Consider the following 11,274-nt stretch of genomic DNA (forward strand, 5'->3'; position numbering starts at 1 on the left):
CGCTTTTCGCTTCCATTCAGGCTCACGACTCCCCGCTCTTATCGCCGAGTACCCGATCGTTCCGGTTCTCGATGACGTCCTGGGTCGCCTTCGTTGCGCCCGGACCGGCAGCAAACCGCACGTCGCGATACGTCAACGCCTGCCCTTCCGTCGTGCGGACTTCCACGGCCCGCACAGGAGTCCCGCTCGCATGGTCCACCAAGGTGATTGGCGGCTTGCCATCCGGCCTTAACCACCTGTCTCCCCATTGCATGAGCGCGACCAGCACCGGGTATAAATCGGCCCCTTTCGAGGTCAACCGGTAACCGAACGTGTTCGCGCGTTCTGCGATCGGGAAGCGCTCGAGAATATCCAGCTCGATCAAACGTTCCAGCCGCGCCGCAAGGACATTGCGGGCAATACCGAGCCCGCTCTGGAATTCGTCGAAGCGCCTGCTGCCTTGCGTGCACTCGCGAACGATCAGTAGCGTCCACCACTCGCCCACCTCGTCCAGGGCGCGAGCGATCGAACAGTCCATTCCATCGAAGCGTTTTCTATACATGATGGAACGTATCCTAGCTCAGGTTTCGTCATGCAACTTAACCGGATGGTGGGGAACAGCTTCCCGGTTTCGGCCAGTAGTGTGACGCAACGGTGTTGCCTATAGTTGCGTCACGAAACTTAGCCGGCAGTCGTTCACGGGGAAGTTTCCCGGGATCGCGGCCAGATTCTGGACTATGCGGCTTTCTTCATACGAGAAAGCAACGATTGATCATCTGACGGGCGAGCCGGGTCACAACCCTCTGTTGTACAGCCTGTTTTCATACTTAGGAATGCCATGAATACTGAAGTTGATCAGACTGAGGCGAGAGTGGCGACGTCGGCCAACCCGGCCCCGTCCGGCTCCCTTCGATGGGTCGTCAAAGGTGTCGCAGCCGCTGTGATCCTCGCGATCTCGGCGACAGCGGCTCACATGCACTGGCCGAGTGCAGCGCCCGTTGCCTCGCCGCCGCCTCCATCGGTTGCCATTAGCGCGCCGTTGCAGCGTGATATCGAGGGCCGGCTCGGCTTTCTCGGTCAGTTCTCGGCCGTGAATCGCGTCGACTTGCGCGCGCAGGTGGGCGGCACGCTCGTGCAGATCAATTTCAAGGACGGCGACATCGTGCACAAAGGCGACGTGCTGTTCGAGGTCGATCCAGAACCGTATCAGATCAAGCTGAGCCAGGCCACGGCTGGACTCGAATCCGCGAACGCCCGGCTAGCACTCGCCACCCGCGAGCTTGCCCGCGCGCAGGAACTGCAGCGTTCGGAGGCGGGAACGGTCGAGAACGTCGACCAGAAAGTCGCCGAACAACGTGTGGCTCAAGCGGCCGTCGACAACGCCAATGCGCTCGTTCGTGACGCCCGGTTCGACCTTGACCGCTGCAAGATCACGGCGCCGTTTACCGGCCGCATCGGTACACACCTCGTCTCGACGGGCAATCTGATATCCGGCAGCCGCGCCGGCAGCGGCCCCACGACGCTGCTGGCGACCCTTGTGTCGCTGGACCCTATCTACCTGGATTTCGACATCAGCGAAAACGACTACGCCGCGTTCCAGCACGCTCGTGAAGACCGGAAAGGACCGCTCGTAGATGCAGTGAACATTTCACCGACTGGCGACAATGGATATACCCGCACCGGCACGCTCAACTTTATCGACAACACGCTCGACCGTTCGAGCGGAACCATTCATGCGCGCGCGACTATTCCAAATAGCGACCTGTCGTTGACGCCGGGCGGCTTCGCACGCCTGCGGCTGGCGATGACGGCACCGCAGGCGGCATTGCTCGTCCCCGATGCGGCCGTGCTGCAGGACCAGACCGATCACATGGTGTACGTCGTCGGAGCGGACAACGTAGCGATGCCCAGAAAGGTCGAGATCGGCGATCTTCGAGGCGGCCTGCGCGTCATTCGATCCGGACTTGCGCCGACCGAGCGGATCGTGATCGACGGCATTCCGTCCGTGCGCCCAGGTTCGAAGATTTCGCCACATGCGGGAGCGATCGAGTTCTCGGCGGAGCACGGCGGCCAAGGAGCCGAATCATGAAACTGACTCACTTCTTTATCGAGCACCCGCGTTTTGCGGCGGTGCTCAACATATTCGCGGTGTTGATCGGTCTGGCAACCATGGTGAAACTGCCTGTCGCTCAATATCCGAACATCGTTCCAACGACCATTCAGATCACGACTTCGTACCCCGGTGCATCGGCCGACACGATTGCACGCACGGTCGCCACGCCGCTCGAGCAGTCCGTCAACGGCGTCGAGAACATGGACTACCTCTCGAGCCAATCGACCAGCAACGGTCAGTTGACGATCACCGTGATTTTCAAGGTCGGCACGGACGCGAATACAGCGCTTCTGCTCACACGCAGCCGCGTGGAAGACACGCTGTCTCGCCTGCCCGCTGAAGTGCAATTGCAGGGCGTTCAGGTGAAAAAGACGATCCAGGCGCTGTTGCTCGGGGTGCATGTCTATTCGCCCGACGGCTCGCGCAGTCCCGAATATCTGTCGAACTACATGCTCAAGGTGCGCGATCAGATTGCGCGCTTGCCTGGCGTGTCGGACTTCCAGTTGTTCGGCGAGCGGCAGTACGCGATGCGCATCTGGATCGATCCGGATAAGGCGGCTTCGTACCACATTAGCGCCAATGAAATACTCGCAGCGCTTCGCGCGCAGAATGCCGCTGTGTCGGCAGGCGTGCTCAATCAGCCGCCTGTGTCGAACAACGGTACGGGTGCCTACCAGATCAACATCGACGCGCTTGGCCGCCTGACGACGCCCGAACAGTTTGGCGACGTCGTCGTCAAATCCGATACCCAGGGGCGCGTGACACGCATTCGCGATATCGGTCGTGTCGAGCTCGGCTCGGTGGATTACGGCTCCAAGGCTTACGCCGACAGGTACGCCGCCACGCCGTGGTTCGTCATCGCGACACCCGATGCGAACGTCGTGCAGGTCGAGCATGACGTATGGGCCAAAATGGATGAGCTGAAGAAGAGCTTCCCGCCCGGCGTCGACTACATCAAGATCTACGATCCGACCACGTTTGTTTCCCAGTCGATCGAGGAAGTCGCGAAAACCATCGGCATCGCTATTCTGCTGGTGGTCGGCGTCGTGTATCTGTTCCTGCAGAACTGGCGCGCCACGATCATCCCGGTTGTCGCGATTCCGGTCTCGCTGGTCGGCACGTTCACCATCCTTTCCCTGTTCGGCGCATCCATCAATAACCTTTCGCTGTTCGGACTGGTCCTGGCCGTCGGGATTGTCGTGGACGATGCCATCGTCGTGGTCGAGAACGTCGAACGCAACATGGCGCTCGGCATGTCGCCGAAAGAAGCCGCGCGTCGAACCATGAACGAGGTATCGACGGCCATTATCGCCATCGCGCTCACGCTGTGCGCAGTGTTCGGTCCCACTGCATTGATGTCGGGCATCTCGGGGCTGTTCTTCAAGCAGTTCGCAATTACGATCGCAGCGTCCACCGTCATCTCGTGCTTCGTCTCGCTTACGCTAAGCCCGGCGCTGTGCGCGGTGCTTCTCAAGCCGCACGACATGGAGAAGCCGCACGGCGGTTCCACCGCGCTGGGCCGCCTCCATCACGCGATTTTCGGCCGCTTCAATACGTCGTTCGAATGGCTGTCGTCCCGCTACGGAAAGATGACGGGCCGCGCCGTACGTGCGACCACCGTCATGCTGATCGTCTATGCCGGTCTGATCGGTGCGACCGCGTTGCAGATGTCGAAGATGCCCACCGGTTTCATTCCGGAACAGGACATCGGCTATCAGGCTGTGATCGCGTTCCTGCCTCCCGGCGCCAGTCTCGAACGCACCGACAAGGTGATTCGCGAGATCAACGACATCGTGCTCGATACGCCGGGTCTCAAAGGCGTCACGCACACGTCGCCCGTCTCTGGCCTCGACGTCACGACGGGCACGATTGCGCCCAACGTCGGGACCCTTTTCTACGGTCTGCCTTCGCTCTATGGCAAGCATGTTCCCGGCGTCAATGCGGCGTCGATGCTGGTCGAACTGCGCAAGCGCGTCGCGGGCGTCAAGGACGCCGTAGTCGTCGTGATCAATCCGCCGCCCGTGCAGGGTCTGGGCGCGGCGGGCGGCTTCAAGCTGATGCTGGAAGACCGCGGCGGACTCGGCCCGCAGGCACTCGCCGACGCATCGCGAGCACTGGTGGCTGCCGCCAACAAGGACAAGGTATTCGGCGGCGTGTTTACGCTGTACAACGCGGGTGCGCCGTCTGTCTATGCGGACATCGACCGCCTCAAGGCAGAAAAGATCGGTCTCACGCCAACCGACGTGTTTTCCACCATGGACCTCTACCTTGGCTCGCAATACGTGAATGACTTCAACTTCATGGGCCGTACGTATCAGGTACGCGTTCAGGGCGACGAAGCATTCCGCCGGACACCCGAAGACATCGGACGGCTCAAGGTGCGCAACTCGACCGGCGACATGGTGCCGATCAGCAGCGTGGCGACGTTCAGGAGCACGACGCAGCCGTATCGCGTGCCGCGCTACAACATGTATCCCGCAGCGGAAATCATGGGTGCAGCGGGCCCTGGATACTCGTCCGGCGATGCCATTCAACACATGGAACAGCTCGCCGCGCAGGTGCTTCCGAACGGCATCACGTACGAATGGACCGATCTTGCTCACCAGCAGAAAGAGCAGACCATGTCGCCGCTCGTGATCTTCGCTGCATCGGCACTGTTCGTGTTCCTCGTGCTGGCCGCGCAGTACGAAAGCTGGAAGACGCCGCTCGCAATCGTGCTGATCGTGCCGATGTGTCTGTTGGCAGCGGCAATCGGTCTGAATATGCGCGGCATGCCGATCGACATTCTTGCGCAAATCGGCTTTGTGGTGCTCGTTGGACTGGCCGCCAAGAACGCCATTCTCATCGTCGAGTTCGCTAGACAACGTCAGGACGAAGACGGCGTCAATGCTGAGGACGCCGCCACTCATGCAGCACACGTGCGCCTGCGCCCGATCCTGACGTCCTTCGCCTTTATCGCAGGCGTGGTACCACTCGCCATTGCCAGCGGCGCCGGCTCGGAAATGCGGCAATCGCTCGGCACGACGGTGTTCTTCGGCATGCTCGGCGTGACGCTCTTCGGGCTCGCATTCACTCCGGCGTTTTACGCCTTCGTTCGCAAGCTCGGCATCAAGCGCGCGCCTGCCTTGCGGAAACTCGGTAGTGGAGAAATGAAATGAACGGCTTGGTATCCAGAACTTCGAAAGCGATCATCGGTAGTCTGATCGTCAGCGCGATGCTTGCGGGTTGCGCCGTCGGGCCGGATTATGTTGCGCCTCACACGGAGATGGCGCCGTTTCACAACGCGAAGGTCGTCGCGGACCGGCAGACGTCATTGCCGGCGCCGAACCTCGATAGCTGGTGGACGGGCTTCAACGATCCCGAGCTGGTCAAGGTGGTGCAACGTGCGCTCGATCAAAACCTCAGCCTGCAGGCTGCGATTGCACGCGTCGCCCAGTCGCGCGCCGCGGCCCAGGCGGCTGGCGCGCGCCTGCTTCCGACCGTCGACGCGAATGCATCGTACACGGCAGTACACCAAAGCACGCAGAGCCCGCTTGGCACGATTGCGAGCGCGTTTCCCAACTACAGCCGCGACCAGAAGGAGTATGTCGCTGGAGCAACGGCAAGCTGGGAAATCGACCTGGCGGGCGGGCTGCGGCGCGCCCACGCGGCAGCCACCGACGAAGAGCAAGCCGCTGAGGCCGCTCAACTCGGCACGCGCGTGACCGTCGCTGCCGACGCCGCCGATGCCTACCTGCAAATCAGAGGGCTGCAGGCGCAGCTGGCCGTCACCGAGGATCAGGTAAATACCGATGCGCGTCTGCTGGAACTCGTGAAGGCGCGCAAGCAGGCCGGTGCATCCGACGAACGCGAGGTGGCGCAGGCCGAAGCGCTGTTGCGTCAGGCACGCGCGGCCGTTCCGGGCTTGCGCGTATCGCTCGAAGCGCAGTTGAACCGGCTCGACGTGCTGATGGGCGCACAACCGGGCACCTACGCGGCTGAACTCGGCACCAACGCGGGCGTTATACCGGAGGTGCCCGCCATCGGCAGCGCGGATCAGCCGGTCGACGTGCTGCGGCGTCGCCCTGACATGATCGCCGCCGAACGCCATCTCGCGGCTTCCAACGAAGCGATCGGCGTGGCAATCGCCGATTACTACCCGAAGATTTCGCTGTCCGGCGCACTGGGATTCGACAGCATCTCAGCCAGCCACTTCCTGAGCGCGAAGTCGTTTCAGCCGATCGGCACGGGTGCGCTGCAATGGCGCCTGTTCGATTTCGGCAAGGTCGACGCCGAAGTCAGGAACGCGCGCGGCGCGTACGCAGAGGCATTGGCGCAATATCGCGAAGCTGCCCTCAAGGCAACCGAAGACGTAGAAGACGCGTTGATGACGCTGTCGCAAACGGAGATTCGCGCGCACGAAATTCAGCAGGAAGTCGCCGCGTTGACGAAGGCGCGAGACCTTTCGGAGAAGGCGTATCGCGCGGGTTCGATCACGCTTACCGATGTGCTCGACGCGGACCGGCAACTGCTCGATGCACGTGACGATCTCGATGCCACGAAGGCAGATGCTGCCCGCGCCGCAGTGAGAACGTTCCGCTCGCTCGGCGGCGGATGGGATGCCCCGCATCAGCAGCTCGCGCAAACGAAGTAACGCCGGCGCACGACTTAACCGGTTTATGGGGAACAGCTTCCTGCTTTCGGCCCGTAGTGCGATGCCGGTGGCTTCCCTATAGTTTCGTCACGCCACTAATTTGCAATCTTTCTGGAGAAGTCGACATGGATCACCGCCTTCTAACACTCTCACTGGGTATGTTCGCGCTAGGCACCGACAGCTTTGTCTTCGCGGGCATCCTGCCCGAAATCGCGCATTCGTTTGGCGTCAGCATCGGTGCTGCTGGCCAGCTCATCAGCGTGTATGCGCTGAGCTACGCGTTGCTAGGCCCGACCATCGCGGCGCTGGCTGCGAACGTGCCGCGCAAGCGTCTGCTGCTGAGCGGCATCGGCTTGTTTGTGATTGCCAATCTCGGCACCATCGCGGCGCCGAATATCGGCATCGCACTGGCCACGCGCGCTTTCGCGGGTCTTGGCGCGGCCATGTTCTCGCCCACGGCTAGCGGAACGGGCGCGTCGCTCGTACCGCCGGAGCGACGTGGCTACGCGCTGTCCATCATCGTCGCCGGATTGACGACGGCTACCGCGCTGGGTTCGCCCATCGGCGCCGTGATCGGCGGGCTCGCAAGCTGGCACTGGACGCTCGTGCTCGTTGCCGCACTTGGTACCGCCGCGTTTGCGGGCATTCTCGCGTTCATGCCTGATGTGCCGTTGCTGCCCGCCATCTCGCTGCGTGAACGCCTGTCGCCCCTAAACGATTCGCGCGTCGGACTCACGCTCGCGACGACGGTGCTTGCGCAGATCGGCACGTTCATCATCTTCAGCTACTTCTCCGTCGTGTTCGATCGCGCAATCGGTCACAGCGCGCCGATGCTGGGCGTATTGCTTGTTCTCTGGGGACTGGGGGGAACGTTTTCGAATCTGCTGACAGGACGGATTCTCGACAAGATCGGTTCGCACAAGGTCGTGCTGATCAAACTCGCCATCGTCGCGATCGTCATCCTCACGATGCCGATAACGGGTGCACACCTCTGGAGTGCAGCCATCGCCGTAACGATCTGGGGAGCCTGTGCGTGGGGCGTGCTGGTGCCGCAGCAGTTCCGTCTCGCGAGCCTGAATCCGCCGATGACGGCTGTGCTGGTCGGTCTCAACACGTCGGCGACTTACGTGGGCGTGTCGATTGCCGGTGCGCTCGGCGCGGCGGTGATTCCTGTTATCGGCAGCCATAACCTGGGCTACCTCTCCGCCATCCCTGTCGTTATCGCGATCGTCGTCTCCGGGCTCGCGACGCGCCGCATCGCAGCGTTTGCAACAACCGCAAAAGGCGCTGTAGCTGCTTGAGTCCCAACCCCTCTACGAGGAAAACAGCAATGTCTAATGCAAGAACATTTCGTCAGTTACACGACAATTCGATCCCGCTGCGCTTGCCGAATGTATGGGATGCGGGCAGCGCACGTCTCGTCGAGGCGCTGGGTGCATCCGCAATCGCGACGACAAGCGCAGGTTTCGCGTGGGCACTGGGCTATTCCGACGGGCGCCTGCTACCGTTCGATGAGGCCGTGGCCTGCGTTCGCCGTATCGTCCGCGTGCTGAATGTGCCTTTATCGGTCGATATCGAAAATGGCTATTCCGACGACCCAGAGACCGTTGCCGACCATGTGATGCAACTGGTGGATCTCGGCATCGCGGGCATCAATATCGAAGACGGCCCGGACCCGTCATCGCTTCTCGCTTCGAAGATCGCGGCAATCAGGGATGCGCTCGCGAAGTCGGGTTCGGATCTCTTCGTCAACGCGCGCTCCGACGTCTTTCTTGCAAGCCTCGCCGAGAAATCGAAGCAGGCCGAAGAGTCGATTGCTCGCGGCAAGCTGTATGCATCGGCCGGTGCGGATGGGCTTTTCCTTCCGGCGCTAGTGCAGCCATCCGATATTGAAACGATTGCCGGTGCAACCCGACTGCCTCTTAACGTCATGGCCGTACCTGGGCTCGCCGACGCAGCGACGCTCGGAAAGCTGGGCGTGCGCCGGTTGAGCGCGGGCAGTGGCATCTCGCAGGTCGTGCTCGGCAAGGCGAAGGCTCTCGCTCAGGACTTTCTGAACGACGGCCGTTCAGAAACGCTCGCTAGCAACTCGTTGCCGTACTCCGAAATCCAGAACCTTTTCGCCGGACTGACCAAGCGATGAGCGAAAGACGTATCGCGAAGATTCGATCCGACGTCCGTTTGAAGATCCTCCACTACTGAACACATAAGGGAAGTTTCATGAACCTCAAAGGCAAGCGCGCGCTCGTCACCGGCGCAAGTCGCGGCATTGGCGCCGCAATCGCAAAGGCATTGGCCGCTGCCGGCGCAGATGTGGCAATCACCTATGAAAAATCGGCGGAAGAGGCCGCGCGCGTCGTCAAGGCGATCGAAGCGGAAGGCCGGCGCGGCGTCGCAATCCAGGCGGATAGCGCAAACGCATCGGCCGTGCAGGCATCCGTACAGAAGACGGCCGAAGCATTGGGAGGGCTCGATATCCTCGTGAACAACGCCGGAATTCTCCGCATGAGCGACGTCAAGGATATGTCCATCGAAGACATCGACGCGACCCTCAACGTCAATGTGCGTGCACCGATTGTGGCTGCCCAAGCCGCCATCCCGCACCTCGGGGCGGGAGGACGGATTATTTCGATCGGCAGTTACTTTGCCGATCGGGTTCCGGCCTCGATGCTTGGCGTCTACGCTGGCTCCAAGTCCGCTCTCGTTGCGTTCACACAGGGACTCGCGAGAGAACTCGGCTCGCGAGGCATTACCGCAAACGTCGTCCAGCCCGGGTCCATCAACACGGACATGAACCCGGCCGATGGTCCGTTCTCGTCGACGTTGAAATCACTTACGGCCACAGGTGACTACGGCACAGGCGAAGACATTGCACGAGCGGTGGTATTCCTCGCGAGCGCTCATGCAGGCTACGTCACGGGCACCACGCTGACCGTTGACGGTGGAGCGAATGCTTAAGGGTTGATACAGATGTCCGGGGAGCGTGCACCCCGGATCCGATCTGACGGTTGCATCGAACTATTGCATCCACCGGTTGAATCCGCCGCGACTAAGCGGTCATTCGCACGCGAATCTTGAGCGGCTGCTTATGGCCCGACACTTGCCCGTCGTCCCACAAGCGTGCGCTACAGGGCCGCGCGCCGCGCGTCAGACTGTCGCCAACCAAGCCCTGAGGAAAACGGCAAGATGACCACTCCGTCTTTCACGCGGCACAACTTTCGATTCGTCGGCGTGATGGTTCTGACATGTAGACGATCTCTAGCCTCGTGCGGACCGTCATGCCAAGCCATTTCCCGAACATGGATTGCAGCGTGCGGGTAAATAGCGGGCAAAAATCAACCATCTCGCTCTGCGATGAGCCATTGAGCCCCGGCCCGCATAGCTTTCCGAGATCCTGAGTTGGCTCTGAACAACAACCATGCAGCGAACGCATGTTATGCAGCCGGCGCCATCATTGCAGTGTCTTCTCTCTTTTCGCCGCCGTACCTTCCCCAGTCCTCCATCATCAGGCGCCGACGCTCGAGCTGGTCGCGACGTCGGTAGGCCGCCACTGTCTGCGATGCGACGACATCAGCCAGGGCTTCCTCCGCGAGCGAATCGGGATAGTCCGTACATTCGGCAAACCAGTCGCGGAACGTCGACCGGAAAACGTGTACCGCGATTCCGTGTCGCGCCATACGTTTTAGAAGCGTCAGCATCGCCATGTTCGACAACGGACGCCCTTCCTCGCAGCCCGGGAATAGATAGCCGTATGTCGCCTTGAGCAATGCGCTGCGCACGATCTCGACGGCGCGGTCACAAAGCGGTATGCGAAGCGGCCGACCGCTCTTGGTACGGTCACCAGGGGTTGACCACGTGCGGGCGGCGAGGTCAAACTCCCCCGGCCGCGCAAAACGCACGTCGTTCGTGCGGGTCGCCGTGAGGATCAGCAGATGCAACACCCGTGCAGCACGCCGCGGACGTTGTTCAAGCTCGTCGATAAACGTAGGCAAGTCCTCCCAAGGTAGTGTCGGGTGATGGTTCACCTGCGAACGCTTCTTCTCATGCAGACGCTTAAATTTTCGATGTTCTGCCCCTTGATACAGATGCATGGCTCAGGTTATTGATCGCTTCGTCACCTGCAACACTCACACACGCGCCAGACGGCGCGCTCTGATGGACCCGAAATTCTCGAACTTCACGTGAAGCAGAGTCGAACGGCGATTCTATATTTTCATTCGACGGCGGCGAATCGGCGCTTGGTTCCCGTTGGGAGGTCAGCAGACGGACCCGTTGCGGTCGTTGAATGCAGCGTCATTTCAACGCTGATTCCAGTTTGATAGCGACCATTCGCCCAATGACGGTGTCTTTCACAAGAAAAGTGGCCCTGACCCACGAGTCAAAAGTCCGGCAGAAAGGACTCTCCAGCGGTTCCAGACGCGCCTAAAGGTGGGCATCGGACGAGGATAGGCCTACAATCCGATTGCTGAACGTCGTGGCCGCGGGTCATCAACGTCGGGATTTTCTTTCGCCGCACTTTGATGACCAGCGATCTTTTCGAGTCTCTCCA

General features: G+C 61.1%; 8 protein-coding genes. 6 read left to right on the forward strand and 2 right to left on the reverse strand.

The genetic code is table 11. The annotated features are described in order from the left end of the window. Positions 1-22 precede the first annotated feature (22 nt). Positions 23-541, reverse strand: coding sequence for a winged helix-turn-helix transcriptional regulator (locus tag H3V53_RS04590; protein WP_054921714.1), 519 nt, complete (start codon positions 539-541; stop codon positions 23-25). A 276-nt stretch (positions 542-817) separates the two neighbouring features. Between H3V53_RS04590 and H3V53_RS04595 the strand changes: the two genes are divergently transcribed. From H3V53_RS04595 to H3V53_RS04620, 6 genes are all read left to right on the forward strand, one after another. Further along, positions 818-2,068, forward strand: a complete 1,251-nt coding sequence (locus H3V53_RS04595) for an efflux RND transporter periplasmic adaptor subunit (protein WP_336596924.1) — start codon at positions 818-820, stop codon at positions 2,066-2,068. After that, on the forward strand, positions 2,065-5,250 hold the full coding sequence (locus tag H3V53_RS04600) for an efflux RND transporter permease subunit (protein WP_336596925.1): 3,186 nt from the start codon (positions 2,065-2,067) through the stop codon (positions 5,248-5,250). The genes H3V53_RS04595 and H3V53_RS04600 overlap by 4 nt, the downstream gene beginning before the upstream one ends. Continuing rightward, positions 5,247-6,725 (forward strand): efflux transporter outer membrane subunit, encoded by a 1,479-nt coding sequence (locus tag H3V53_RS04605; protein ID WP_336596926.1) that lies wholly within the window; start codon positions 5,247-5,249, stop codon positions 6,723-6,725. The genes H3V53_RS04600 and H3V53_RS04605 overlap by 4 nt, the downstream gene beginning before the upstream one ends. Positions 6,726-6,850: 125 nt before the next feature. Then, positions 6,851-8,026 carry an MFS transporter gene (locus tag H3V53_RS04610; protein WP_336596927.1) on the forward strand — a complete coding sequence of 392 codons (1,176 nt, stop codon included), beginning with the start codon at positions 6,851-6,853 and terminating at the stop codon, positions 8,024-8,026. A 29-nt stretch (positions 8,027-8,055) separates the two neighbouring features. Then, positions 8,056-8,868, forward strand: coding sequence for an isocitrate lyase/PEP mutase family protein (locus tag H3V53_RS04615; protein ID WP_336596928.1), 813 nt, complete (start codon positions 8,056-8,058; stop codon positions 8,866-8,868). Between the two features lie 77 nt (positions 8,869-8,945). Beyond that, entirely contained in the window at positions 8,946-9,683 is a 738-nt protein-coding gene (locus H3V53_RS04620; protein WP_336596929.1) for an SDR family oxidoreductase, read from the forward strand. Positions 9,684-10,159: 476 nt separating this feature from the next. Here the strand turns inward: H3V53_RS04620 and H3V53_RS04625 are convergent, their stop codons facing one another. Continuing rightward, a complete protein-coding gene (locus tag H3V53_RS04625) occupies positions 10,160-10,816 on the reverse strand; it encodes a tyrosine-type recombinase/integrase (RefSeq protein ID WP_336596930.1) in 657 nt (218 codons plus the stop codon). Between the last annotated feature and the right edge of the window lie 458 nt (positions 10,817-11,274).

Source organism: Paraburkholderia bengalensis (genome assembly GCF_037126505.1).
Lineage (GTDB): Bacteria > Pseudomonadota > Gammaproteobacteria > Burkholderiales > Burkholderiaceae > Paraburkholderia > Paraburkholderia bengalensis.